This window comes from Aeromonas sp. s6 (assembly GCF_040907815.1).
Classification (GTDB): Bacteria; Pseudomonadota; Gammaproteobacteria; order Enterobacterales; family Aeromonadaceae; genus Aeromonas; species Aeromonas caviae.
On the sequence record NZ_JBFOCN010000052.1, the window covers coordinates 105,444 to 131,089 of the forward strand.

General features: G+C 61.3%; 23 protein-coding genes and 1 tRNA gene. 7 read left to right on the forward strand and 17 right to left on the reverse strand.

Annotated elements, in window-relative coordinates; all coding sequences use genetic code 11:
• Positions 1–29: 29 nt before the first annotated feature.
• The gene (locus AB5Y50_RS07985) at positions 30–2,750 is read right to left on the reverse strand and encodes a glycoside hydrolase family 3 protein (RefSeq protein ID WP_029313906.1); all 2,721 of its coding nucleotides are present in this window, start codon (positions 2,748–2,750) and stop codon (positions 30–32) included.
• An 800-nt stretch (positions 2,751–3,550) separates the two neighbouring features.
• On the opposite strand from AB5Y50_RS07985, the gene AB5Y50_RS07990 reads away from it, so the two are divergent.
• From AB5Y50_RS07990 to AB5Y50_RS08015, 6 genes are all read left to right on the forward strand, one after another.
• On the forward strand, positions 3,551–5,779 hold the full coding sequence (locus tag AB5Y50_RS07990) for a glycoside hydrolase family 9 protein (RefSeq protein ID WP_197970411.1): 2,229 nt from the start codon (positions 3,551–3,553) through the stop codon (positions 5,777–5,779).
• Between the two features lie 828 nt (positions 5,780–6,607).
• Positions 6,608–6,913 carry a PTS sugar transporter subunit IIB gene (locus AB5Y50_RS07995; RefSeq protein ID WP_010673339.1) on the forward strand — a complete coding sequence of 102 codons (306 nt, stop codon included), beginning with the start codon at positions 6,608–6,610 and terminating at the stop codon, positions 6,911–6,913.
• Between the two features lie 27 nt (positions 6,914–6,940).
• Positions 6,941–8,293, forward strand: coding sequence for a PTS cellobiose transporter subunit IIC (locus AB5Y50_RS08000; protein WP_010673338.1), 1,353 nt, complete (start codon positions 6,941–6,943; stop codon positions 8,291–8,293).
• Positions 8,294–8,350: 57 nt separating this feature from the next.
• On the forward strand, positions 8,351–9,730 hold the full coding sequence (locus tag AB5Y50_RS08005) for a glycoside hydrolase family 1 protein (protein WP_010673337.1): 1,380 nt from the start codon (positions 8,351–8,353) through the stop codon (positions 9,728–9,730).
• 10 nt (positions 9,731–9,740) lie between these two features.
• Entirely contained in the window at positions 9,741–10,052 is a 312-nt protein-coding gene (locus AB5Y50_RS08010; protein WP_010673336.1) for a PTS lactose/cellobiose transporter subunit IIA, read from the forward strand.
• A 240-nt stretch (positions 10,053–10,292) separates the two neighbouring features.
• Positions 10,293–10,988 (forward strand): family 16 glycosylhydrolase, encoded by a 696-nt coding sequence (locus AB5Y50_RS08015; RefSeq protein ID WP_080560416.1) that lies wholly within the window; start codon positions 10,293–10,295, stop codon positions 10,986–10,988.
• 94 nt (positions 10,989–11,082) lie between these two features.
• Here the strand turns inward: AB5Y50_RS08015 and AB5Y50_RS08020 are convergent.
• Positions 11,083–11,170: transfer RNA gene (locus AB5Y50_RS08020), tRNA-Ser, on the reverse strand.
• A 198-nt stretch (positions 11,171–11,368) separates the two neighbouring features.
• Here AB5Y50_RS08020 and AB5Y50_RS08025 point away from each other — a divergent pair.
• Complete coding sequence (locus AB5Y50_RS08025; protein ID WP_010673333.1) at positions 11,369–12,118, forward strand: DsbA family protein; 750 nt, start codon at positions 11,369–11,371, stop codon at positions 12,116–12,118.
• 118 nt (positions 12,119–12,236) lie between these two features.
• Here the strand turns inward: AB5Y50_RS08025 and galE are convergent, their stop codons facing one another.
• From galE to AB5Y50_RS08100, 15 genes are all read right to left on the reverse strand, one after another.
• Positions 12,237–13,262: a UDP-glucose 4-epimerase GalE gene (gene galE / locus AB5Y50_RS08030; protein ID WP_053288136.1), complete on the reverse strand. Its 1,026-nt coding sequence runs from the start codon at positions 13,260–13,262 to the stop codon at positions 12,237–12,239.
• 85 nt (positions 13,263–13,347) lie between these two features.
• Positions 13,348–14,367, reverse strand: a complete 1,020-nt coding sequence (locus tag AB5Y50_RS08035) for an FAD-binding oxidoreductase (protein ID WP_368162603.1) — start codon at positions 14,365–14,367, stop codon at positions 13,348–13,350.
• 100 nt (positions 14,368–14,467) lie between these two features.
• Entirely contained in the window at positions 14,468–16,117 is a 1,650-nt protein-coding gene (gene hcp, locus AB5Y50_RS08040; protein ID WP_368162605.1) for a hydroxylamine reductase, read from the reverse strand.
• Positions 16,118–16,353: 236 nt separating this feature from the next.
• Positions 16,354–16,821, reverse strand: a complete 468-nt coding sequence (locus AB5Y50_RS08045) for a Dps family protein (protein ID WP_323582924.1) — start codon at positions 16,819–16,821, stop codon at positions 16,354–16,356.
• A 129-nt stretch (positions 16,822–16,950) separates the two neighbouring features.
• Positions 16,951–17,493, reverse strand: coding sequence for a DUF3833 domain-containing protein (locus tag AB5Y50_RS08050; RefSeq protein ID WP_080768134.1), 543 nt, complete (start codon positions 17,491–17,493; stop codon positions 16,951–16,953).
• An 11-nt stretch (positions 17,494–17,504) separates the two neighbouring features.
• Positions 17,505–18,047, reverse strand: coding sequence for a chalcone isomerase family protein (locus AB5Y50_RS08055; RefSeq protein WP_052816342.1), 543 nt, complete (start codon positions 18,045–18,047; stop codon positions 17,505–17,507).
• On the reverse strand, positions 18,004–18,222 hold the full coding sequence (locus AB5Y50_RS08060; protein WP_010673326.1) for a TIGR02450 family Trp-rich protein: 219 nt from the start codon (positions 18,220–18,222) through the stop codon (positions 18,004–18,006). Before AB5Y50_RS08060 ends, AB5Y50_RS08055 begins: the two co-directional genes overlap by 44 nt.
• Complete coding sequence (locus AB5Y50_RS08065) at positions 18,219–18,698, reverse strand: DUF2878 domain-containing protein (RefSeq protein WP_052816343.1); 480 nt, start codon at positions 18,696–18,698, stop codon at positions 18,219–18,221. Before AB5Y50_RS08065 ends, AB5Y50_RS08060 begins: the two co-directional genes overlap by 4 nt.
• A gap of 2 nt (positions 18,699–18,700) precedes the next feature.
• A complete protein-coding gene (locus AB5Y50_RS08070; RefSeq protein WP_039041352.1) occupies positions 18,701–19,957 on the reverse strand; it encodes a cyclopropane-fatty-acyl-phospholipid synthase family protein in 1,257 nt (418 codons plus the stop codon).
• 106 nt (positions 19,958–20,063) lie between these two features.
• The gene (locus AB5Y50_RS08075; protein WP_029313896.1) at positions 20,064–20,843 is read right to left on the reverse strand and encodes a DUF1365 domain-containing protein; all 780 of its coding nucleotides are present in this window, start codon (positions 20,841–20,843) and stop codon (positions 20,064–20,066) included.
• Entirely contained in the window at positions 20,840–22,099 is a 1,260-nt protein-coding gene (locus AB5Y50_RS08080) for an NAD(P)/FAD-dependent oxidoreductase (RefSeq protein ID WP_010673322.1), read from the reverse strand. Before AB5Y50_RS08080 ends, AB5Y50_RS08075 begins: the two co-directional genes overlap by 4 nt.
• A complete protein-coding gene (locus tag AB5Y50_RS08085; RefSeq protein ID WP_010673321.1) occupies positions 22,096–22,830 on the reverse strand; it encodes an SDR family NAD(P)-dependent oxidoreductase in 735 nt (244 codons plus the stop codon). The genes AB5Y50_RS08080 and AB5Y50_RS08085 overlap by 4 nt, the downstream gene beginning before the upstream one ends.
• Complete coding sequence (locus AB5Y50_RS08090) at positions 22,827–23,255, reverse strand: nuclear transport factor 2 family protein (protein ID WP_010673320.1); 429 nt, start codon at positions 23,253–23,255, stop codon at positions 22,827–22,829. Before AB5Y50_RS08090 ends, AB5Y50_RS08085 begins: the two co-directional genes overlap by 4 nt.
• A gap of 1 nt (position 23,256) precedes the next feature.
• Positions 23,257–24,681, reverse strand: coding sequence for a deoxyribodipyrimidine photo-lyase (phrB, locus tag AB5Y50_RS08095; protein ID WP_010673319.1), 1,425 nt, complete (start codon positions 24,679–24,681; stop codon positions 23,257–23,259).
• The gene (locus tag AB5Y50_RS08100) at positions 24,678–25,565 is read right to left on the reverse strand and encodes a MerR family transcriptional regulator (protein WP_010673318.1); all 888 of its coding nucleotides are present in this window, start codon (positions 25,563–25,565) and stop codon (positions 24,678–24,680) included. The genes phrB and AB5Y50_RS08100 overlap by 4 nt, the downstream gene beginning before the upstream one ends.
• Positions 25,566–25,646 lie beyond the last annotated feature (81 nt).

Consider the following 25,646-nt stretch of genomic DNA (forward strand, 5'->3'; position numbering starts at 1 on the left):
CAGGCATCCTGGTGCATCTGGCTGACGGCTTATCGACTCAACCTGCCCTGGCAATCGAGCCTGACCACTTCCCCTGAGGCCCCCAGCAGAGAAGCCGGTACCCAGCGTACGGTCGCCATGTCGATGCGTGCCTGTCCACTCGTGCCCAGGATGAAGGGGGTATTGACCTTCGCGAAGTCCATGCCCTCTTCGAGGCAACGCAGGGGCAGACTCAGGGTCACCCACTTCTGCGGGGGCAACTGGCGCAAGGCCGGAGCAATCTCGATGGACTTGCCGCAGGGCCAGCCACACTGCAGCCCCAGCGTCATGTCCCCCGCTGGCGCCTGCTGCACCCGCAGCGTCACCTGCAGCTCGCTCTCTCCCTTCAGGTAGGTGCGACGATCCGCCCCCTTGACCTGGGTGGTCTGCAACTGGATCGTGGCCCCGGAGTCGACACCCGGCTTGTTCGCCCCGAGGAAGGTGACCGCTCGCGCATCCTGCTGGCGCAGGTAGTCGATGGGCTGAACCTTGATGAAGGTCATCTCGGTCACGCTGTTGCCGGAGACTTCAGTCCCCGTCCAGTTGCTGGCATCCCCCATGCGCAGACGGTGTTCTTCACCCGCCTTTGGCCCGAACAGCTCGAGCACCTTGTCAGCGGCGCTCAGTTTGGCGGGGTCGCTCTCGTTGCAGCCGAAGGTACGATTATCCAGGGTCAGGGTATTGAGGTTGCTGACCCGGGCCGCCACAGGGGAAGGCTTGCCGTAGCTGAGCCCGTAGCCATAGGGGAAGAGCGGTGCGTACTCACCCGCTGGCTCCTGCTCGAAGGCTGGACGCTGCCAGCCCGGGATATGGGTGGGCGTGCGATTGATGGTGGTGGCGCACTTGCCAAAGGGCCACGAGAAGGAGAGGCGTCCCTGGAAGTCATGGGCCACCTTGCCCTTGGCATCCCTGAACAGCAGATCGGTGATCCCCTCCCCCTCGGTGCCCGGCAGCCAGGCGGCGACAAAGGCGGAAGAGAGATTGAGCTCCTCATTGACGTAGAGCGGACGTCCGGAGAAAAGCACGGTCACCACGGGGATGCCGGCCGCCTTCAGCCGCTTGAGGGTCAACAGGTCCTCGTGATAGCTGCTCTTGAGATCCCCATAGGCAAGGGTCTTGTTGTCAGGAATGTCGCCGAACCACTCGGCATAGGGATCCTCCCCCATGACCAGGATGGCGACATCGGGCTTGGCTCCCGCAAACTCACCGGATCCCGTGCTCACCTGCACATGATCCGCACCGACGGTGGCGGTCACCGCATCCAGCACGCTCTGGGCACCGGGGAAATCACCGCGCCCGTTTTCGCTGCCTTGCCAGGTCAGGCTCCAGCCCCCCACCTGCTTGCCCAGATCGTTGGCGGCGCTCCCAGCCACCAGCACCCGGCTCTGCCGGCTCAGGGGCAGGATCCTGCCCTCGTTCTTGAGCAGCACCAGCGACTTGCGTACCGCCTCCCGGGCCAGCGCCTTGTGCGTCACGGCACCAAGTTCACCCTGCTTGCCCGCCAGCTCACGGGCCGACGGCATGGGTTTCTCCCACAGCCCGGCCCGCATCTTGACCCGCAGGATACGCGTCACGGCATCGTCGATCCGGCTTATCGGGATCTGCCGGCTCGCCACGCCATCGAGCAGGCTCTGGCGAAACTCCATCCAGTCCTTGCGCGCCGTGACCATGAAGATGTCGACCCCGGCCAGCACCGCAGGCAGGCAGCTCCCCATGGTGCAACCGGCGATCTCGCTGTGACCGTTCCAATCAGAGACGACAAGGCCATCAAAGCCCATCTTGCCCTTGAGCACGTCGGTCAGCAGATAGCGGCTGCCGTGCAGCTTGCCGTTGTACTCCACCCCGTCTTCTGGCAGCACGTCGCGGTTGAGCTCGTTGTGCCAGCTGTTGAACGAAGCCATGACCACCTGGGCACCGGCATCCAGCCCCGAGAAGTAGCCCACCGCGTGCAGGTTGCGCAGGTCCTCTTCCGAATAGAAGTTCTGACCCCGGTCGACCCCGTTCAGGGTACCGCCGTCCCCCACGAAGTGTTTCACGTTCGAGATGACATGGTGCTGGCCGCGCAGATCCGTCGCGGAACCTTGCAGGCCACGCACCATCTCGCCGGCATAGTGATAGACGATGGCGGGATCTTCGGAATAGCCCTCATAGGTCCGGCCCCAGCGATCATCCCTGGGCACCGCCACCGTCGGGGCGAAGGTCCAATCCAGCCCGGTGGCGGCCACTTCCCGCGCCGTCACCTGGCCGATACGGTAGATGAGATCCGGATCCCGCGCCGCCCCCAGGCCGATATTGTGCGGGAACAGGGTCGCCGCGAAGACGTTGTTGTGGCCGTGCACCGCATCGGTCGCCCACATGAAGGGGATGCGATACCCCCTGCCCTCAAAGCCCGCTTCCGCCGCTTGCCAATAGGTGTCGGCCTGGTGTGCCCAGTCCTGGGCCGACGCGTGTTTGTTGTTGCCGGGCCAGCCCCCCCCTCCGTTGAGGACGGAGCCAATCTTGTAGCGCGTCACCTCCTCAGGTGTCACTTCACGAAAGTCGGGCTGGATCATCTGGCCAACCTTCTCCTCCAGGGTCATCCGGGAGAGCAGAGCCTGGATCTGATGCTCCATCCCCTCGTCCCTGGTAATGGCGCTGTGGATCTGCGGCCAGGTGGAAAAATAGGGCATGGTCGACAACTCATCCGCCATCCCGGCACTCCAGATGCCGCACCCCACGAATAGGCAGGTCATAGACCTGGTGAGACCTGTAGTTTTACGCATTTTCCTTATGACTCTCCGGATGTTCTCGTTCATCGCCTGGACTCATCGTTCATGGCGAGTCGTCTTGAAAAACAGTCAAATTTGAAATCGATTGCAAGAATGTTAAATGGTAAACAGAAATCTCTTCGTCATTCCAGCAGTATCTTTGTCATGCCATGACAAAGATCCCGCTGAAAGAGAAAATAGTGATGCAACTCACAAACTCGGGGGCGAGCATCATCAGCAGAATACCCAGGAAGGAACAGAGAGAACGGGTAGACTCATGTCAGGAAGATCAAAAAAAATAAAATTAAAACAATAATTTAAATGCAATCTATCACATTGATTTGCCGCATGAGCTGTCTGGAACGACACCGATATGGCCAAACGGCTCGGGAGTCAGAGGAATGTTGAAAGGATTCAATGGAATTCAATTCAAGTGCATTAATATATCAATAAACGAAAATTTGCCGTCTCCATCACATTTCATAAAAGCAAACTTGATCTGCAAAAAAATTTACTGTTACCTGAATCGTGAAATCGATTTCCACTCAGGGACTGTGTGTGAATCTTGACAGTGAAATGCGGGCCGCAGGATGACTCGGTCATTTTCTGCGTGAGTGCGAAAATCGACGCCATTATTTCCGTCTGTGATCAAAGGGGTAACAATGAAAACATCTCGGCTTAGTGCCCTGACGCTTGCCATGTCTTGCGTCATTGGCTTGCATGGCTGCTCACTGCCCAGCGCAGGGGCATCTGGTTCAGGTACCTCCTCGGCATCTGCCGGGCCTGTGGGTGAATTGCTGACCAATGGGGGCTTCCAGGGAACCGATGGATGGTGGACGGCCGGGGGGACCCTGAACGCCGAGAACCAGATGGGCTGTATCACCTTCACCGAGTCGGGCTCCAATCCCTGGGATGTCATCCTGGGTCAGTCCAATCTCGGCCTGGTGCAGGGGCAAACCTACAAACTCCATTTCACTGCCATGGCCAAGAGTGACATCAACGTCAAGGCCCTGATCCAGCATGATGGCGCCCCCTACACCAACTACATGGTGCAGGACCTCGCCCTCGGCAGCACGCCCAAACCGTTCGATATCCAGTTCACACCTTCTGCCACTGACGAGAAGACCCAGTTCCAACTTCAGATGGGCACCCAGACACCGACCACTGTCTGTATCGGTGAAGCCACGCTATCGGGCCCCTCCTTGATCAAGAAATCGGAGCTGGGCAGCGTGCGCGTCAACCAGGTCGGCTATCTGAGCAAGGCTCTGAAACGGGCGACCATCGCCACCGACAGCAAGGACTCGCTCCCCTGGACCCTGCGCAATGCCCAGGGTGAGACCATCGCGGAAGGCAAGACCACGCCCTTTGGCCTGAATGCCGCATCCGGCGAGAACGTACAGATTGCCGACTTCAGTCAGGTCACCACCCCGGGCACCGGCCTGGTACTGGAGGTCGCCGGCCAGAAGAGTCATCCGTTCAGCATCGGCGATGACATCTATCACACCATGAAATTCGATGCCCTCTCCTTCTTCTATCAGCAGCGTAGCGGCATCGACATCGAAGCCAAATATGTCCAGCGCCCCGACCTTGCTCGCCCGGCAGGACACAAGCCCGAGAACGTAACCTGCTTCAACAAGCAGGACGCCAAAGGCAACCAGTGGCCTGGCTGTGACTTCACGCTGGATGTGACCGGCGGCTGGTACGACGCCGGCGATCAGGGCAAGTACGTGGTCAACGGGGGGATCTCGGTATGGACCTTGATGAACCTTTATGAACGGGAGCAGCTGGCGAAAGAGGGTGACAAGAGCGCCTTTGCCGACGGCAAGGTCAAGATCCCGGAACAGCACAACGGCTACAACGATCTGCTGGACGAGTCCCGCTGGATGATGGAGTTCTTCCTCGCCATGCAGGTGCCCGAAGGCAAGAAGGCCTGGGTGCCGGTAGGCGATCAGTCCAAGCAGCTCGACAGCCTGAAACTGACCGAGATCGATGCCTCCGGCATGGTATTCCACAAGGTCGCCGACGAAGCCTGGACCGGGATGCCGCTCCCGCCCCACAAGGATCCACAACCCCGTTTCCTGAGCCACCCCAGCACGGCTGCGACTCTGAACCTGGCGGCCACCGCCGCCCAGTCCGCTCGCGTATGGAAGAATCTGGATCCGGCCTTCGCACAGCGCAGCCTGCAGGCAGCGGAACGAGCCTGGAAGGCGGCCAACCGCCATCCGGACGTCTATGCCTATGACAACTTTGTGGGATCCGGTCCCTATGATGACACCAACCTGAAGGACGAATTCTACTGGGCTGCCGCCGAGCTGTTTGCCACCACCGGCAAAGCCGAGTACAAGCAGGCCGTCCAGCAGTCCCCTCTCTATCTGGCTGCCCCCAAGGGGGATCGCAGCGCAAGTGGTGATCTCTACTGGCAGGATCTCAGCAGCGCAGGGACCATCACGCTGGCCATGGTGCCTAACAAACTGGGCAAACAGGAAGTGGAGAAGGCACGCGCCGCTATCATCGCCGCAGCTGACGGCTACCAGAAGAGCGTGGCGACGGAGGGTTACCTTATCCCCTATCAGGCGACCGAATACCCCTGGGGCTCCAACTCCAACCTGATGAACCGCAGCATCTTCCTCGGGTTGGCCCATGACTTCACGGGAGAGCGCAAATACCTGCAGGCCATGTCCGATGCCATGGACTATGTGCTCGGCCGCAACCCCCTCGACCAGTCCTATGTGTCGGGCTACGGCAGCCGTCCGCTGAAGAATCCGCACCACAGGTTCTGGGCTCACCCCATCGACCCCGCGTCTCCCCTGGTTCCGCCAGGTGTACTCTCGGGCGGACCGAACTCCATCAACTTCAGCGATCCCGTTGCCTCCACCCTCAAGGGCAAGTGTACCGGCCAGACCTGCTGGAAAGATGAGATTGGTGCCTGGACGCTGAACGAGGTCACCGTCAACTGGAATGCCCCCTTCTTCTGGACGGTCAGCGTACTGGATGAAGGTGGATTGACCCGCTGATCACCCTTCCAATGCTCCGTCCCCGTGACGGAGCATTGTTTTACTCCCCTGCCATTCTTGCCCAGGACAGCTCCCGCACCGGTCGCCACCCTCAGCTTTACGTTTTCCTTTTCCCTTTTCCATCATCATTCAGAGGCTGACGGCAGCAGAACCCTCTCTTATCGATCATTTCATCTGACCGCACCTTCGCAACCCTGTCATTTACATGTCCGTCTCTTGGCCACCTTATTTTGCGCATCCACTTGATCCCTCATTTGCCATCAGATCTGCTGACGCCATCTGGGCATCACCCGCCCCCCGCCTCTTCTACAGTGCCCCGCGCGCGAAGAAGGCGGGACAGCAAGATACCCGGCTCCTGAATCGGGTTTCGTGACCCTCAGCGAGAACCACAAGGCAACCCCAGGCTGAGCCCGCCATCTGAGCAAGACACTGTACAGAGCCCCTTAGCCGCCACCATGACCCCCTGCCACCAGAGGGTGAAGGAGCACGGCGATGGGCTCGGTTATCCAGGATTGCTGGCATGGGCGCCGGATCGGCACCATGCCGAAAGCGCCCCCTGCATCATGCAGGGGTCCAGGAGCAGCATGAAAACCACGACAGATTTGAAATCGATATTTCAAAATGCCAAGTCGAATAAACATGGCGTAAATCACATCATAAAAACAATTATAACTAACTGACAAATAACGATATTTTATTTTATAGACCTTATATCAAATATCCATCAAGTGATCGCGATCACAATTACAAAACCCCATTCGTGAAATCGATTTCCCACCTTGTTGCATCGATCTATAGTGAGCCCAGCTTAATAACTGAGGAATGATCATGAAAAAAATCATGTTGTGCTGCTCTGCCGGGATGTCCACCAGCCTGCTGGTGAAAAAAATGCTGGTAGAAGCCGAAAAACGGGGCCTGGCTGCCGAGATCAAGGCTTTTGGCGCATCGGAGTTCGATGACCAGATGCCCCATTACCAGGTGGTCTTGCTGGGACCGCAGATCAAGTACATGCAACCGGAGTTGCAAGCCAAGGCGGCGGCTCACGGCATCAAGGTACAACCTATCGACATGATGGATTACGGCATGCAGCGCGGCGACAAGGTGCTGGACTACGCCCTGTCCCTGATTGGTTAAGCGTGCTCACAAGGAAGGACACACACTATGAGTTCACTCTATGGGATGCTGGTCAAGTTGATCGAACAACGGATCGGCCCATTGGCAGGAAAACTGGGCCAGCAACGCTATGTTCTGGCCATCCGTGACGGTTTTATTGCCGCGCTGCCGTTCATGATCGTCGGCAGCTTCATGCTGGTCTTCATCTTCCCACCCATCTCCAGCGAAACCACCTGGGGCTTTGCCAGAGCCTGGCTCGATTTTTCCAACACCTATCGTGCCGAACTCATGTTGCCCTTCAACATGAGCATGGGGCTGATGACAGTCTTCATCTCGGTGGGCGTCGCATCCAGCCTGGCCAAGCAGTACTCCCTGGACCCCATCACCACGGGCCTGCTGTCGCTGATGTCGTTCATGCTGGTGGCAGCGCAATACAAAGACGGCACCATCTCCACCCAGTATTTCTCCGGTCAGGGCATCTTTACCGCTCTTATTTGCGCCATCTATTCGACTGAGGTCTATGCCTGGCTCAAGCGCAACAACATCACCATCCGTCTGCCCGAGCAGGTGCCGATGGGGGTGGCGCGCTCCTTCGAGGTGCTGATCCCGGTCCTGGCGATTATCCTGACCCTGCACCCCTTCAACATGCTGCTGCAGGAAACCACTGGCATGATCCTGCCCGAGGCGATCATGTCCATGCTCAAACCGCTGGTGGCGGCTTCCGACAGCCTGCCTGCCGTCTTGCTGGCGGTGCTGTTGTGCCAGATCCTCTGGTTTGCCGGCATCCACGGCACCATGATCGTCACCGGCATCATGAACCCCTTCTGGATGGCAAACCTGGCCAGCAACCAGGCCGCATTGGCCGCCGGCCAAGCTATTCCCCACACCTTCCTGCCCGGTTTCTGGGATCACTTCCTGTTTATCGGCGGCGTGGGCTCCACCTTGCCACTGGCATTCCTGCTGATGCGCAGCCGCGCCGTACACCTGCGCACCATAGGACGAATGGGCGTGGTCCCCGGGTTCTTCAACATCAACGAGCCGATCCTGTTTGGTGCTCCCATCATCATGAACCCGGTCTTCTTCCTGCCCTTCATCCTGGTGCCGGTGATCAACGCCATCCTGGCCTGGTTCGCGGTGGATCTGGGTCTGGTTGAGAAGGTCGTGATGCTGACCGCATGGACCACGCCGGCCCCCATCGGCGCCTCCTGGGCGACCAACTGGGCCTTCAGTCCGGTCATCATGTGCTTCATCTGCATGGGGATCTCCGCCCTGATGTATTACCCCTTCGTGCGGGCTTACGAACGCACCCTGCTCAAGCAGGAAGCCGAGACGGCTGAAGCGGAAGAAGCCGCCAGATCAGAAAAAGCAGACACAATCACACCGATTCAGAGTCAGGCGTAAGCGCCAGGCGTGCGGGCGCCACGCCGCCTGCACGCCGGTCATCAAGAGGAAACTGCAATGCAATATACATTCCCCGAAGGCTTCTGGTGGGGTAGCGCCTCGTCGGCCGCACAATCGGAAGGAGCTGCCAATGTGGGCGGCAAGGCACCGACCATCTGGGATCACTGGTTCGAGACGGAGCCACACCGTTTCCACGGTCAGGTTGGCCCGGCCAACACCTCCACCTTCTACGATCGTTATCGTGAAGACATCGCATTGATGGAACAGATTGGCCACAACAGCTTCCGCACATCCATCTCCTGGGCCCGGTTGCTGCCGGATGGCCACACCGTCAACCAGGAGGCCGTCGACTTCTACAACAAGGTTATCGATGAGCTGCTAGCCAAGGGGATCAAACCCTTCATCGGCCTGTTCCACTTCGACATGCCGATGTACTGGCAGGAGCAGGGTGGCTGGGAGAGCCGCGAAACCGTGGCGGCCTATGCCGAGTACGCAGCGCTCTGCTTCAAACTGTTCGGTGATCGCGTCGCCTGCTGGATGACCTTCAATGAACCCGTTGTGGTAGTGGAAGGAGGGTATCTGTATGACTTCCATTACCCGAACCAGATGGACTTCAAACGGGCAGCCCAGGTGGCCTATCACATGATGCTGGCCCACAGTCTGGCGGTGAAGCGTTATCGCACACTCTCCCTGCCCGGCCAGATCGGCATCGTCCTGAACCTGACCCCCTCCTATCCGCGCTCTTCAAACCCGGCAGACTTGAAGGCCTCGTTCATTGCCGACCTGTTCTTCAACCGTGCCTTCCTCGATCCTGCGGTGAAGGGGGTTTATCCCCAGGAGCTGATCGATATCCTGCGCGAGCACGATCAGATGCCAGTTGTGCAAAGCGGCGACTGCGAACTGCTGGCCGCCGGCAAGATCGATCTGCTCGGCATCAACTACTACCAGCCGCGGCGAGTGAAGGCACGCATGACGGCCATCAACCCGGACTCCCCTTTCCTGCCTGACTGGTTCTTCGAGAATTACGAGATGCCAGGCCGCAAAATGAACCCTTATCGCGGCTGGGAAATATATGAGCGCGGTATTTATGACATATTGATCAACCTGCGAGATAACTATGGAAATATCCCAAGCTATATCTCCGAAAATGGTATGGGTGTCGAAGGGGAGCACAGATTCATTGGTGAAGATGGTCAGGTAAAAGACGATTATCGTATCGACTTCATTCGCGGCCACCTCCAGTGGATTCATACCGCCATTGCCGAAGGAAGTAATTGCCGTGGTTATCACCTGTGGACCTTTATTGACAACTGGTCCTGGATGAATGCCTACAAGAACCGTTATGGATTCATCAGCCTTGATTTGGAAAGCCAGCAGCGCACCGTCAAGAAAAGTGGTGAATGGTTCGCCAACGTCTCTCGTAATAATGGATTTTAAGGAGTCATAAATGATGGATCTTGAAGAAGCAGTCATGGGCATCATCGTCAATGCCGGCCAATCTCGCAGTCTCTGTTTCGAAGCCCTGCGTCAGGCTCGTGCTGGCCAGTTCAGCGAAGCGGATGCCTTGCTGCTCCAGGCCACCGACGCGGGGAAGGCTGCCCATGCCGTACAAACCAAACTGATTGAAGCCGATGAGGGCGAAGGCAAGACCAAGATGACACTGGTCATGGTACATGCCCAGGATCACCTGATGACCTCCATTCTGTGCCGCGAACTGGCCACCGAACTGGTCGAGATCTATCGCCGCCAAGCCAGCTGATTTTAACTCATCGGATCGGGAGTCCGTGCTTTTGCCACCGTTATATACGGTGGCTTTTTTTATTCTGGTTATACCAGCCAGCCGTCATGTCTTTCATACCTTTTTCAGGCAATTTCAAAAGTATGAAACTGTCATGACGCGATACCAGTATAAGTTTCAATATCTGTTTATGGCTATTCTGATGCTGCTTGTAGTCATCAATAAAACACTCATTAATAAACACACAGGAATGTGGATAATATGCGTAAACTTGGACTGATGTCAGTATTGCTGATGGCGGGAGGATTATATTCCACTCAGGCATCGGCATGGTGGTGGAGCAATCAGGACTGGCAGGTCTCTGATGGTTGGCGCAATGGCGGGTCAGAATTCGACTGCACCTGGCGCGCCGCCAACGTCTGGATGGAGTCCGGCACGGCCATCCTCCATGCGAAATCCGACAAAGGGAACAAGAGCTGTGCTGAGCTGCGAACCTACAACTACACCCGCAAGGGTCGTTATGAGGTGCAGATGCAGGCAGGATCGGTGCCCGGCACCATCAGCTCCTTCTTTACCTATACCGGAGATGCAGGCACCAGCTCTCACTATGAAGTCGACATCGAGCTGATGGGGGGCACCAACCTGCTCCATACCAACGTCTGGATCCAGGGGCGTCAGTATCCCCAGGACATCGACCTGGGCAAGTACGGTATCTCCATCTGGAACATGGAGCGCTACGCCTTCAACATCGACGAGGCGGGAGTCACCTGGCAGGTCTTCAGCCGCACCCAGAACAAATGGGTGAGCGTGCGCCGCGAGAGCCGCCCCGTCACCAGCTGGATGCAGACGTTTGTGAATAACTGGATCAGCGCCAACCCGAGCTTCCCGCCCAGTTCCTACAACGGCCAGCCCGTCTACGCCAAATACAAGTACGCCAATGTGACGCCCTGGGAGTGATCGCGATGGTCAACTAAATCCGGGCACACGGCGGCATACCCAAAACCGAAGACACAAAAAAGCCCAACTGAATAAATCAGTTGGGCTATGTAGATGGCGGAGGAGGTGGGATTTGAACCCACGGATGGTCGCCCATCGCCGGTTTTCAAGACCGGTGCATTCAGCCGCTCTGCCACCCCTCCGCAGCAGTGCGACGCATATTACCCATGCCCCCAGCCCTTGTAAATCCCCACTCCGTTTGTTTGCCCATTTATTGGGCTATCTGGCGCACAAAACCGGCAAAACCTCTGCAAACCGTGCTTTTTCAAGCGGATGGCTTGACTTGAAAACAGACTCACCCACTATAGGGGCCACTACCACATCCCCAGCAAGATGGACTTATGAGAATCAAACATGCCCTGTTCGCCGCCCTGACCGGCGCGACCCTGCTTGCGGCGCCCGTGCAGGCGAGCGAGCTGACCAAGAGCGATGTCGAGCAGATCGTGCGCGACTATCTGGTCAAGAATCCGGAGATCCTGGTCGAGATGTCCAACGCCCTGCGTGCCAAGCAGGAGAGCCAGCAGGCCGAGAACGACAAGACGCTGATAGAAGCCCATGCCAAGCAGCTCTTCGCCAACCAGGATCCCGAGAGCGGCAATCCCAAGGGCAGCCTGACGGTGGTGGAGTTCTTCGACTACAACTGCGGCTACTGCAAGCGCGCTCATCCCCTCATTCAGCAACTGCTCTCTGAGGACAAGGAGATCCGCTACATCTACAAGCAGTTCCCCATCCTGAGCGAAACCTCCTACTACGCCGCCCGCGCGGCGCTGGCGGTGAAGCTCGGCCAGCCCGACAAATACCAGGCCTTCCACGACAAGCTGTACGCCCATCAGGGGCCCCTCTCCGATGAAGCCCAGGTGAAAGACGTCGCCAGGGCCGCCGGCGTGGACTGGAGCAAGGTAGAGGCGAAGATCAAGGACAGCAGCATCGATCAGAATCTGGGTACCAACCGGGCGCTGGCCGAAGCCATGGCCATTTCCGGTACCCCGGCCTTTATCATCGGCGATCAGATCCTGCGCGGCGCACCGCGGGATCTGGCCAGCCTCAAGGCCATCATCAAGGATGTCCGCGCCGGCAAGAGCATTCAGTAACCCGCGCGTTGTTCATGAAAAAACGCCCCGGCATGCCGGGGCGTTTTGCTATTCAGGCTGCAAACCATCAGGTCGCGAGACGCTGTCAGCAAGGCGAAGAGCAGCGCATGACCCTTGATCACGGCTTCGCAGCAGGGCCATAACCGTTCGGGTTCTGGCTTTGCCAGCGCCAGGTATCGATCATCATCTGCTCCAGCCCCCGCTCGGCCTGCCAGCCCAGCTCATCACGGGCCAGAGCCGGTTCAGCCCAGCACTCGGCGATGTCGCCGGGGCGACGGGGCTTGATCTGGTAGGGAATGGCACGGCCACTGGCTGCCTCGAACGCCTTGACCATCTCCAGCACGGAATAGCCCTGACCGGTGCCGAGGTTATAGGTGAAGACGCCGGTATCACTCTTGATGCGGGCCAACGCTTTGAGGTGACCGATGGCGAGATCCACCACGTGGATATAGTCGCGCACCCCGGTGCCGTCCGGGGTTGGATAGTCGTTGCCAAAGACCCCCAGCTCCTTGAGCTTGCCCACGCCGACTTGACTAATGTAAGGCAGCAGGTTGTTGGGGATGCCGTTGGGATCTTCACCGATGAGGCCGCTCTCGTGAGCCGCCACCGGGTTGAAGTAGCGCAGCAGCACAATGGCCCAGCGAGGATCGGATTTGGAGAGGTCACGCAGGATCTCTTCGACCATCAGCTTGGAGCGGCCATAGGGGTTGGTGGCGCTGGTGGGGAAATCTTCCCGCAGGGGTACCGAGGCCGGATCCCCATAAACGGTGGCCGAGGAGCTGAACACCAGCCGGAACACGCCGGCCCTGGCCATCTCTTCGCACAGCACCAGGGTGCCGGTGATGTTGTTCTGATAGTAGGTGAGCGGGATCTGGCCGGATTCCCCCACCGCCTTGAGGCCGGCGAAGTGGATCACGGATGCTATCCTGTGCTCGGCAAACAGCCGCTGCAGGCAGGCTCTGTCCAGAATGTCCCCTTCCACGAAGGTGACCGGCTTGCCGGTGATCCGCTCGACCCGTTTGAGAGATTCGGGGGAAGCGTTGGAGAGGTTGTCCAGTACTACGACCTGCTGCCCGGTACCAAGCAGCTCGACCAGGGTGTGGGAACCGATGTAACCGGCTCCCCCCGTCACCAGAATTGTCATTTTTTATCCCGTACTTTGCTGAAACTGGGGTTGAGTCTACCCGCACGACCCGTCCGGGAAAAGCTCGGGATACCAATGACGCCCGTCAGTACTCCAGGCTCACATCCCCTCTGGCGGTGCAGGAACAGGCCAGCGCCACCCCGTTCTCGAGATCTTGCGCGCTCAAGGTCATCACGCTCTGGCGCTCGATTTCGCCTTCCGTGGTGCAGCGACAGGCGCCGCACACCCCGGCGCGGCAAGCGGCCATCATGGTCTCCCCCGCCCCCTCCAGCGCTGCCAGCAGGGTCTGACCCGGCAGGATCTTCACTTTCTTGCCGCTCTTTTTGAGGGTCAGCCAGAAGTGGTCGCTGCCGGCCGCAACTGGCGCCGCACCCGATGTAACAGCAGGCAGGCCGAACGACTCCTGATGCAACTGCGCTGCCGGCAATCCCAGCTCCGCCAGCATGGTGCAGACTGCGGTCATGTAGGGGGCAGGCCCGCACAGATAGACATGGCGGCTCAAGAGATCCGGCGCCAATTCCTTGAGCATCCCCGGTGTGAGCCGGCCAACCCAGGGATGAGCCGTTGGCGCCTCTTCCCCTACTTTCTCCAGCACTAAAGCATGGCGCACACCGGCATGAGCCTCAGCCAGCGAAGCCAGTTCCCTTGCGAAGATCACATCCCCGGGGGTTCTGGCGCTGTGAATAAAGCGGATGTCTGCATCCGGCCGTTCGGCCAGCTCGTCCCGCAGCATGGCCCACATGGGGGTGATGCCGGAGCCGGCGCTGAGCAGCAGCGGCCGCTCGCAGGGGAGCGCGGTCAGGTGAAAATCGCCGAAGGGGCCGTCTACCCGGATCTCGTCCCCCACTTGCAGGCTCTGATGCAGATGGTGAGAGACCAGCCCCACATCCTTGATGGTGACCTGCCAGAAAGGATCCTGCGGGCTGGAGGAGAGGGTGTAGGCGCGGCAGTGGGGCTGGCCGTCAATCATCGTGTGCAGGGTGACGCACTGGCCAGCCAGCACGGAGGGCAGGTCGCCAGCCAGGGGTTCAAATTGCCAGCTCGCCACGTCGTGGGTCTCTGCCCGGCGGGCTATACAGCGCAGGCTCAAAGAGGTGGAGGTCATCGCAAGGCTCCTCTTGCTCGGAAATAGCGTTGAAAAAAGGCGAGCCATCAGGCTCGCCAAAGGCTTACAACATGCTGAGCGTGTAAGGCTGTATCTTTGCTCAGGCCGCCAGGATCTCGGCGAGATCCGCGTCTGCCGTGGTGGTTCCTTTCAGGCCGAACTGCTCCTCCAGCACCTTGAGCAGGGCCGGGGTGAGGAAGGCCGGGGCGGTCGGGCCGGTGCGGATGTCCTTCACACCGAGCGCCAGCAGGGTGAGCAAAATGACGATGGCTTTTTGCTCGAACCAGGAGAGCACCAGGGTCAGGGGCAGATCGTTGACGCCGCACTCGAACGCGTCGGCGAGCGCCAGCGCCAGCTGGATGGCGGAGTAGGCATCGTTGCACTGACCCACGTCCAGCAGACGGGGAATGCCGCCGATGTCGCCGAAGTCGAGCTTGTTGAACTTGTACTTGCCGCAGCCCAGGGTCAGCAGCAGGCTGTCCTGCGGGATCGCCTTGGCAAACTCGGTGTAGTAGGCGCGCTCGGCACGGTCACCGTCACATCCCCCCACCAGGAAGAAGTGGCTGATTTCGCCAGCCTTGACCTTGTCGATCACCGCAGGAGCGGCCTGCATCAGGGCGTTGCGGGCAAAACCGATGGTGATGAAGTGCTCGAGCTCAACGTGCTTGAAGCCTTCCAGCGCTTGCGCCTTGGCGATAACGGCGGAGAAATCTTCCCCTTCCAGGTGGGTCACACCGGGCCAGCCGACGATGGAGCGGGTGAAGATGCGATCGCTGTAGTTGCCCACGTTCGGGTCGATGATGCAGTTGGAGGTCATCACCACGGCGCCCGGGAAGTTGGAAAACTCCTTCTGCTGGTTCTGCCAGGCGGAGCCATAGTTACCCACCAGGTGCGGGTACTGCTTGAAGAAGGGGTAGGCCAGGGCCGGCAGCATCTCGCCATGGGTGTAGACGTTGATGCCAGTGCCCCTGGTCTGCTCCAGGATGAGCTTGAGATCCACCATGTCGTGGCCGGAGACCAGGATGCACTTGCCCGGTACCGGAGTGACGCGTACCTGGGTCGGCTCGGGATGGCCGAAGGCGGTGGTTTCACCGAGATCCAGCATCTCCATGATTTTGAAGTTCAGCAGGCCAATATCCATAGCGCACTTGAACAGGGGATCCAGATCGCAGGGATCCGTGCCGAGCCAGCTCATGATGCGATGGAATTCGGCGGCGACCCCGGCATCCTGCTGATCCAGCACCCGGGCGTGTTCCATGTAGGCGGCGGCCCCCTTGAGGCCATAGAGGCAGAGCAGGCGCAGCCCCATGATGTCTTCGTTGACCTCGTTCTTGCCCCGGTTGACCGCGGTCTGCGGCGCCTGGGCAAGCTGGGCCAGCAGATCGGCACCCGGCTCGAAGCTGGCCGCGGCGGGCAGTGTGTCGGCCTGCACCGCCAGCGGTGTCAGCTTGGCGGCCAGTTGCTGGCGATAGGCCAGTGCCTGGTTGACGTAGGCGACGATGCGAGCGGAGTCGAAGTTGACGTTGGTGAGGGTGGCAAAGAACGCCTTGGGCACGAAAGCGTCTATTTCGCTGTCGACGATGCCGTGCTCGCGGGCCGCCTGGGCCCAGGCGCTGAGCCCTTGCAGGGTATAGATCAGCACATCCTGCAGATCAGAAGTTTCAGCCGTCTTGCCGCACATGCCTTGTGCATAGGCGCAGCCGTTGCCTGCCGGGGTACGAATAGTCTGTTCACATTGCACACAAAACATCATGTCTCTCCTAATTGGACATTTCAGTTATCTGTTTTGTGGCGATTCTATTCGCCTCCTGGAAAACTTAATAGGCATTCAATTTACCAATTAACATTTCATTGATGCAGATCAAATAGAAAAAAGCCGCCCAAATCGGGCGGCAAGCGGGTGGGAAATCAAGGAGAGACAACTCGGGTGTGCAACAACAGGGGCAATGATACGGGCCGGAGCATGGGCAGCCGGCCCCAGGTTCATCAGGCCAGATAGGCGCGCAGCATCCAGACCAGTTTTTCCTGCTGCTGCACATAGTCGGAGAGGATGGATGCAGTCCCTTCATCACCGGCATCGGCGGCCTGACCCAGGATGCGGCGCTGGGCAACCAGCAGTTCGCGGAAGCTCGCCAGCAGGGATTCCACGCAGGCACGACCGTCATGCAGCCCCTTATGCTCGGGGATGGCGGACACCTGGATGTAGTCGCTGAAGCTGTGCAGGGGCACGCCATCCAGGGTCAGAATGCGTTCGGCCAGGGCATCGACTTTCAGCAGCAGGTCGTTGTAGATCTCTTCGAATTTCAGGTGCAGCTCGAAGAACTGGTTGCCGCGGATGTTCCAGTGGAAGCCACGGACGTTCATGTAGAGGATCTGGTAGCTGGCCAGCAGCTTGTTGAGCTCGGCGGCCAGAGCTTGTGATTGAACGGTATCAAGACCAATGGGGCTCTTCATGATTCACCTCCAGGTGGTAAGCATTATCGGGAACGGAGTCAGCTTATCCAGAAGCAGACTCAAAGGACAATCGTCTGTGCCTTGCCGATCCATAGCCAATGGCTATCGTCGGCAAAAATGCACCGGCGTTCATTGCTCAAGCCGTTCGATATAGAGGATCACCTCGCCGAGATGAATGCCGAACTTGCTGATCTTCGCGCGGTTGATCAGGCGATCGTCGTCCAGCAGATACATCCAGTCATCGAAGCTCACCCTCACCACGCTCTCATCCGGCAGAGCCAGATCGAGTTGATAACGCCAGTTGAGGGCAAAGCCCTCTGTCTTGCCTACCGCCTCCCCCACCACGTCTGAAGCCGTGCCGCGCCAGTGGCCATCCGCCCCCTTGCTCAAAAACCAGGTGCGGGTCTGCCGACGGCCATCATCGAAGTAAAACTGCTCGAACAGCTCCCCCTTGCCCTCTCGCCAGTGCCCCTGCATCTCGACCCGAAAGCGACTGGTCACTTCGCCGCTGCGGTCCGTCACCAGGCCGTGGGCCACCAGCTTGCCATTGAAGAAACGGGCGAGATCCCAGCCCGGCCGGGAGCCGCGATAATCGTCAAGACCCGCGCCGCAACCAGAGAGCCACAGCAGGGGCAGCAACCAGGCAAGACGCCACCAGGAAGAGAACTTCATGGAATACTCCATCAGGATTGGCCGCGCAGGCGGCGTGTCAGAGCGGGATCCCGGCTGTCGTCAGTCAGCCAGATGGCAAGAAACGCGGGGGCGAAGGCGGGATCATCAAGAGAGCCAAGGAGGCGATCTCGCAACCAGAAGTGGCCCGCCCCCTGCTCGTCCACATAAAAAACCAGCTTGTCGCCGGGGGAGACATCCGGCCAGAGCGTGGCCAGTCGAGCCAGCCAGCGTTGGCGCTCACTCTCGCTGCCAAGGCCGAGCCGCTGCCACTCGGCGGCGGTCGCCTCCAGCAGATCCTGGCGCTCGATGGCCCTCGCGTAGGTAATGCTGAGGGCCTGCGGGTAGCGCCCCGGCTGATAGCGGCCACTCTCGCTGTAGAGGGTGGCGTCATAGAGCTTGAACCAGAGCCAGCGCATCTCCCCCTGCCCCACGGTGCGCAGCCCCTGCCAGGGGGCGGCAACGCTCTGGGCGGTCGCAAGCAGTGGCAGGCTCAAGGCCGCCAGCAGCAGACTAGTTCCACCCCATGTGCCAACGGGCGGGATCCTCCAGTTCATGCCAGTCCATCTCCTGTTCCTGCAGGGTGTTGATATCCTGCATCACCACGCTCGCCAGATGCCCCTGGGCATCGCGCTGGCAGGCCACCACCAGGTAGAAACGCTCGGCCAGCTCGCACTGGCCATCCCTGGTCCACTTGGAAAACAACAAGGTGTCGGTCGAAAAGGTGTTCATCTCGTCTCACCCTCCAGCTTGACCGTTACCCACAGGAGTACGGGTAACCACCACATCCAGATCACCGCCAGCAGCACTGCGCTTGTCCAGATGCCCCAGGGTAAGTTTACTGCCCCCATGGCGGCCCCCGCCATATAGGAGGAGGCGCCCCCCACCATGCCGAACAGCCCCTGTTGCCAGCGCGGCAAGAGGCGAAGCCAGGGAAGGCCGTGGGAGAGGGTCAGGGCGAAACCGCACCAGAGCAGCAACAGCCAGAGCGGAAAACCGGACGGAAAGTGAAACAGGCCGAGGCGCCAGAGCAGGATGTCGAGCAGGCAGCCTGCCAGGGCGACCGGGATGAGGCGCCAGTCCTGCCCGCGGCGGGGGGAGAAGATGAAATGGAGCAGCAGCATCCCGAGCAGCGGGCCCGGTTGCTGCCATCTCACCGCCAGCAACCAGTAGAGGTTGAATCCCAGCAGGTGGGCCCACTGCCACATGATCAGCGACCGTGTGCCGGCAAGTCCCCGGACCAGCCATGGGGCCCCGGCTTGGCGGCCTCCAGTTGCACCAGGCTGATGGCCCGTTCCCAGAATCCCCCTTCACAGTAGGCGAAGTAGAAGTGCCAGAGCCGGATGAAATCCTGGCTGTAACCGAGCTTGGGCAGCTCCGGGGCCAGCGCCAGGAAGCGTTCGCACCAGTGGGCCAGGGTACGGGCATAGTGGTGGCCGTGATCGTGCAGCCGTACCAGCTGCATGTCGGTCTCCCGCGCCAGCAGACCCGCCATCTGGGAGACGCAAGGCAGGCAGCCTCCCGGGAAGATGTAGCGCTGGATGAAGTCCACCCCGCGCAGATACTGGGCGTGGCGCTGATCGGCGATGGTGATGGCCTGGATCAGCAGGCGTCCGCCGGGCTTGAGCAGGCGCGACAACTGGCGGAAATAGTCGGGCAGGAAGGCGTGCCCCACCGCCTCGATCATCTCGATGGAGACCAGCTTGTCATAGCGTCCCTCCAGCTTGCGGTAATCCTCCAGCAGCAAGGTGATGCGATCTCCCAGCCCCTCCCGCTCGATCCACGCCTTGGCATAGTCGTGCTGGGCCCGGGAGATGGTAGTGGTGGTGACCCGGCAGCCGTAGTGACGGGCCGCATAGACGGCGAGACCGCCCCAGCCGGTGCCTATCTCCAGCAGATGGTCGTCCGGCCCAAGCTCAAGCCGCTCGCAGATGGTGCGCAGCTTGGCCTGCTGCCCCTCCTCCAGGGTGGCATCCGGGTGGGGATAGATGGCGCTCGAATACTGCATGTGATCGTCGAGAAAGCCCTGATAGAGGGTGTTGCCAAGGTCATAGTGGGCGGCGATGTTGGCGCGCGAACCGGTCAGGGTATTGCGATTGAACCAGTGGCGCACCTTGTTGAACGGGAAGCTGAGCCAGCCGAGGCGCCGTTCCAGGGCGTCGAGCAGCGGCAGATTGCGGGCCAGCAAGCGCACCAGTGCCACCGGCTCCGGGCTGGTCCAGAGACCCTCCACCCAGGTCTCTCCTGCGGCGATGCTCCCCCCCAGCAGCAGGCGGCGATAAAACGCCGGATCCTGCACCACCAGCTCGGCATGCAGGTCGCTGCCCGCCTTGCCGAAACGGTGGCACTCGCTGCCGTCGTGGAGCACCAGCTGGCCCTGCTCAAGGCGCGCCAGCAATTTGAGCAGCAGTTGCTTGGCCCCCTTGTCGATGAAAGAGGCAGAGAGGGTTGATTGAGCAAGTTCCATTAGCGGCTCTCCGAATGGGTCAAGAGTGGGGTCGTTCGGTTGGGATGAACCCGCACCATGGGCTGCTGACAACACCAGGAAGCGGAGTTAAACGGGTGTGTCAGCGTCACGGGCGGCTCTCCGGATGGGTGAAGACGGGGGTGCGTTTGATCAAAAGGCGCAGGGCCTGCCAGTAGATCCCGAGCAGCACCTTCAGGGTCATCCAGGGCCAGCGAGCCAGCAGCGCCGCCAGCCCCTTGCGCGACAGCGGCGCGCGGCGCAGGGCCAGGGTGGCGTCAAACAGCTTGCTCTCACCGGATACGGGGTGGCTCTCGATATGGATCAGCGCCTCCTCTTTCGGCGCCCGGATGCGCCAGTGGTAGCGCATCCCCAGCCCCATGAAGGGGGAGACATGAAAATCCTTGTCATGGGGGGAGAGCGCCGCCAGATCCAGCAGGTAGTAGTGGCGCTCGTTCCAGGGGGTATTGGAGACCTCCGCCAGCAGGTAGCGGGTCTCCCCCGCCCGATCGCAGAAATAGAAATTAACCGGGCTGAAATAAAACCCGAGGCAGCGCACGTTGCCAAGGAGCAGCACCCGCCCGCCGGGCTCCGCATCCCCCCCAAGGGCCGCCACCTTGTCCCAGACCGCCTGCTTGAGGGGCCCTTCGCTGCCCCGCATATAGTCCTCGCGGCGAAACGAGAGCAGTCCGGCCCGCTCCACGGTAAACCAGCGCCCCTGCTCAAGCCCGGGCAGTTCGTCCAGATCCAGCCCCAGCATGAAGAGGCTGTATGAAAAAGCGTGGGCCCTGGGGGCGAAGCGGCGATGGCGCACCGAGCCTTGCCAGATGGCGCTGATCCCCTCCCCCATTCCCTCGTCCCCCTGCGTCAAGGCCGCGGCGCCGCTCATAGCTCGGCCCCGAAGCGTCTGGCCACGTCCAGGGCGCTGCGCACCCCGTCCTCGTGAAAACCGTTGTACCAATAAGCCCCGCAGAAGTGGGTATGCTGATGGCCACAGATCTCGCCCCGTCGCTGCTGGGCGGCGATGGAGCCCTGATTGAATACCGGATGATGATAGACGAAACGGCGCAACACCTTGCTCTCGTCCACCCGTCCACGGGGATTGAGGCTGACGCAGAAGGGCGCTGGGGAGCTCACCCCCTGCAGGATGTTCATGTTGTAGCTCACCAGGGGGCGCGCCCCGTCATCCTCACCGAGCTGGTAGTTCCAGCTCGCCCACGCCTTGCGGCGCATCGGCAGGCAGGAGGCGTCGGTGTGCAGCCAGACGTCGTTGGCCTGATAGGGCATGTTCCCGAGGATGGCCCTCTCTCCCTCGCTCGCATCCGCCAGCAGGGCCAGGGCCTGATCGCTGTGGCAGGCGAAGATCACCTCGTCAAAATGGGCCTCCTGCCCCTGGCTGGTGACCACGACGCCATCCGCCACCCGGCGCACCGCCTCCACCGGGGTAGCGAGGCGGATGTGCGACTGCCAGCCCGCCGTGAGCGGCCCTATGTACTCTCGCGAGCCCCCCGGGATCACATACCACTGGGGCCGGTTCGCCACCTCCAGCAGCCCGTGGTTGGCGAAAAACCGCAGGAAGAAGCTCAAGGGGAAGGCACGCATGTCCGCCAGGGTGGAGGACCAGATGGCCGCCCCCATGGGCAGGATGTAGTGGCGGGCGAAATAGTCGCTGAATTTCCCCGCCTGCAGGAAGTCCCCCAGGGTCAGCTCGGGGGTCAGCTCCCGCTGGCGATGCGCGGCCAGCCAGGCCCGCGCCTCCCGGTTGAAGCGCAGGATCTCGGCGACGAAGCGATAGAAGCGCGGGCTCAGCAGATTGCGGCGCCGGGCGAACAGGGTATCGAGGTTGTGACCGTTGTACTCCATCCCCTCGGGACTCTTGACCGAGAAGCTCATCTCGGCGGGTTGGCGCCCCACCCCGATGCGCTCCAGCAATTTGAGGAAGTTGGGATAGGTGCGGTCATTGAAGACGATGAAGCCGGTGTCGATGGCATAGTGGCGCCCAGCCTGTTCCACCTCCACGGTGGCGGTGTGGCCTCCCAGGGTCGGCGCCGCCTCGAACAGGGTGATGTCATGCAGCTTGTGGAGCAGAAAACCGGCGGTGAGACCGGAGATACCGGAGCCGACGATGGCGATCTTTTTCTTCATGAAGGGCGTCCTTTCGAAACGAGTGTGCGGCCAAGGCGCAGCCAGAGCCCTGTCGGCAGGGCGCCGAGCAGGCGCAGCAGCCAGATGAAGCGACGGGGAAAGTGGATCTGGTGGCGACCGGCGGCAAGCCCCGTCATGATGGCGCGGGAAGCCTCTTCCACCGTCACCAGGCAGGGCATGGGAAAATCATTCTTGTCGGTGAGCGGCGTCTGCACGAAGCCCGGGCGGATCAGAGTCACCCCGATGCCCTTGCTGGCCAGATCCAGGCGCAACGTATCCGCCAGATAATCGAGGGCCGCCTTGGAGGCGCCATAGGCCTCCGCCCGTGGCAGGGGCAGCCAGCTCACCGAGGAGCTGACGATGGCAAGCCGTCCACCCGCCCCCAGCCGCGGCAGCAAGGCGGCCAGGGCGTTGCCGGTGGCAATGAGGTTGGTCTCGATGACCCGGGCAAACAAGGCGCCATCAAAGCCTTCTGCCGGATCCATGTATTCACAATTGCCCGCATTGAGAATGAGCAGGTCGAGGGCGGGCAGACTCGCGGCCACCCCGGCCATGGCGGCGCTGTCGCGCGCATCGAATCGCAAAGGGGTGATCCCCAGGTCGGCCAGTGCCTGCAAGCGCACCTCGTCCCGGCCACAACCCCACACCTGCCAGCCGGCGCGCCGATAATCCAGCGCCAGCTGGCGGCCGATGCCCGAGGTGGCCCCGGTGATCAGCACCCGGCCGCTCATGTCCCCAGCCTCCCCTTGATGGCACGTACCACGGGCCCCAGCAGCGGCAACTGCTCGTAGAGCATGGCCCCGAGATCGAAGTAGTCCCGGTGCAGGCACACCTTGCCCCAGGAGTCGAACGTCAGCCGGGTGGCCCCCTCGACCCTGACAGCCCGGCCACCGGCAATCCTGGGGTGGGAGAAGGTCATGACCCAGGCGAGCCAGGCTTCGTTGCCCGACTGCTGCTGACTCGTTATCTCGAAGCTGCACTGGGCAAGGCGCTCATAAAGGGAGGAAAAGTAGCGGGTGAGCGCGGCCAGCCCCTCTATCCGGTGCGCAGGATCGATGAAGAGCACCTCATCGGCATAGACCTCCGGCAAGCGGTGCAACTGATGCTTGTCCAATTGCAGGTAGAGGATGACAAAGCGGGCCAGCGCGTCATTCATGCTAGTTTTTCTCCAGTTCGCGGAACATCTCGATGGCCCTCACCCGTGCAACGGCATGATCCACCATGGGGGCCGGATAATCCTGCCGCCCCTTGAGCCGCAACCAGTCGTGGGGCTCGTGGAGATAGGCAGCAGGCACATCCGCCAGCTCAGTGACCCAGGTACGAATGAACTCCCCTTGTGGATCAAATCGTTGCCCCTGGGTGGTGGGGTTGAAGACCCGGAAATAGGGCGCCGCATCGGCCCCGGTCCCCGCCGCCCACTGCCAGCCGCCATTGTTGGCCGCCAGATCCCCGTCGATGAGCCGACTCATGAAGTAGTCCTCCCCAAGCCGCCAGTGGATGTGGAGATCCTTGGTGAGGAAGCTCGCCACTATCATCCGCAGCCGGTTGTGCATCCAGCCGGTGGCGTTGAGACAGCGCATGGCCGCATCGACCACGGGGTAGCCGGTGCGCCCCTCGCACCAGGCGGCGAAGGCATCTGGATCCCAGCTCCACGGCAGGGCCGCCGTCTCCGGCTTGAAGGGGCGGTTCATGGAGAGGCTCGGGATCAGCACCAGCAAGTGGCGGTAGAACTCGCGCCAGATGAGCTCGTTGAGCCAGACGAAACCGGGTTGGGCCTTCGACTGGGGCCGGTAGCCGAGACGCTGCTGCAGCGCCCCCACGCACTGGCGGGCACTGATGATGCCCGCCGCCAGATAGGGGGAGAGCACGGAGGTGCCCGCCAGCGCCGGAAAGTCCCGGGTCTCGCCGTAATCGAGCACCGCCTGATCCAGAAAAGCGTGCAACCGGCGGCTCGCCTCGGCCTCCCCCACCGGCCAGCGGGTGTCCGCCGTCAGCTCCCCCAGCCCGTCGTCCACCCACTCCCGCTCGGCCAGGGGCAGCCACGGCAACGGCTCGCCGCGTGGTGCGGGGGCACGGTGAATGACGAAGCCATCCTCCTCGAGAGCCTTGAGCCAGGCGCGGCTGAAGGGGGTGAAGACCTTGAACATCTCCCCCGACCCGGTCAGCACCCGACCGGGCGGCAGCACGCAGCAGCCGTTGAACCAGTGGCTGGTCATGCCCTGCTCCCCCAGCGCGGCGCTGACGGCGTGGTCGCGGCGCAGCTCGTCAATCTCGATGGCCTGGTTGGCGTAGAGCTGGCTCACCCCGAGCTCCCGGCAAAGCGCCGTCAGCGCCGTCGGCACCTCGGCAAAGGTCTCGACCCGCAGCAGATGAAGCGGAATGCCGAGGGCCGCCAGCTCGCGGCCCATGGCATCCACCTGTGCCAGCATGAAGCGCTGGCGGACCGGGGCCAGCTTGTGCTGCTGCCACTGGGTCGGCGAGACGATGAAGAGTGCGGCGACCGGTTCATCTCCGGCGCAGGCGTGGCGCAGGGCCGGGTTGTCGGCCAGACGCAGATCGTTGCGAAACCAGACCAGCCTCATGACGGTGTTCTCCCGCCCTTGCCCTTCGCCTTGGCAGTGCGGGTCGTCGCACTGACCTCTGCCAGGGTGGCGTGCCAGTTGCGGGCACGCCGCCACGGCTCATCGTAGAGGCGTCCCAGCTCGCCAAAGAAGCGGGTACCCTCAGGCCATTCGGCGGCCTGGTCCTGCTTGCCGAGCCCGGCCCCCAGCAGGATCAGCCAGGGGGGAGTGGCGCGCCCCTCCAGCAGGGTGGCATAGCGGGGCTCCACCGCCCCCAGCAGTTGCACCTCATAACCCTGACCGATGAGCTCATACGCAGCCCAGACCAGATCCAGCGGCCCCACCTGCCCCCAGCTTGCCAGGGTGACGGGCACGCCCTTCTCCTGCTCGATGAGGTGGCGGGCGAAGCGGGTATGCAGCCAGCCGAGCCACACCTGTTGCAGCAACTCGCCATCGGGGCGCTCGCGCCACAGCCCCAGCAGCCGCTCCACCAGGGGCTGCAGCACCCGGCTGCGCACCAGCTCGAAGGGGTAGCTCGCCAGCAGATCGCCAAGCTCGGCCTCCGCCTTGCGCTGGTTGAAGGCGAGCAGCGCCTGGCTGAACTGCTCCAGGGTCTGCTGCCAGTGATCGCTCACCGGCGCACTCTGGGGCTCGCTCAGGAGCCCCTTCACCTGACCTATGCTCACCCCCCGCTCCAGCCAGCTCAGGATCTCGCCTATCTGGCGGATATCCTGCTCGCTGTAGAGACGATGGCCCTTCTCGGTTCGGGCCGGTTGCACCAGCCCGTAGCGGCGCTGCCAGGCGCGCAGGGTGACGGCGTTGACGCCGGTGAGGCGGGAGACCTCGCGAATGGGGTAGACGCCCTCGTCGGGGAGAGGCGCGGCGGCTTGTGATTCATCAGACATGAGAGAGTCCATCAGACGTTGGAAAGAGGCCCCGGTCATCCACCGGGGCCTGCACAGGGGGTTCAGAGCCCGTAGCGCAGC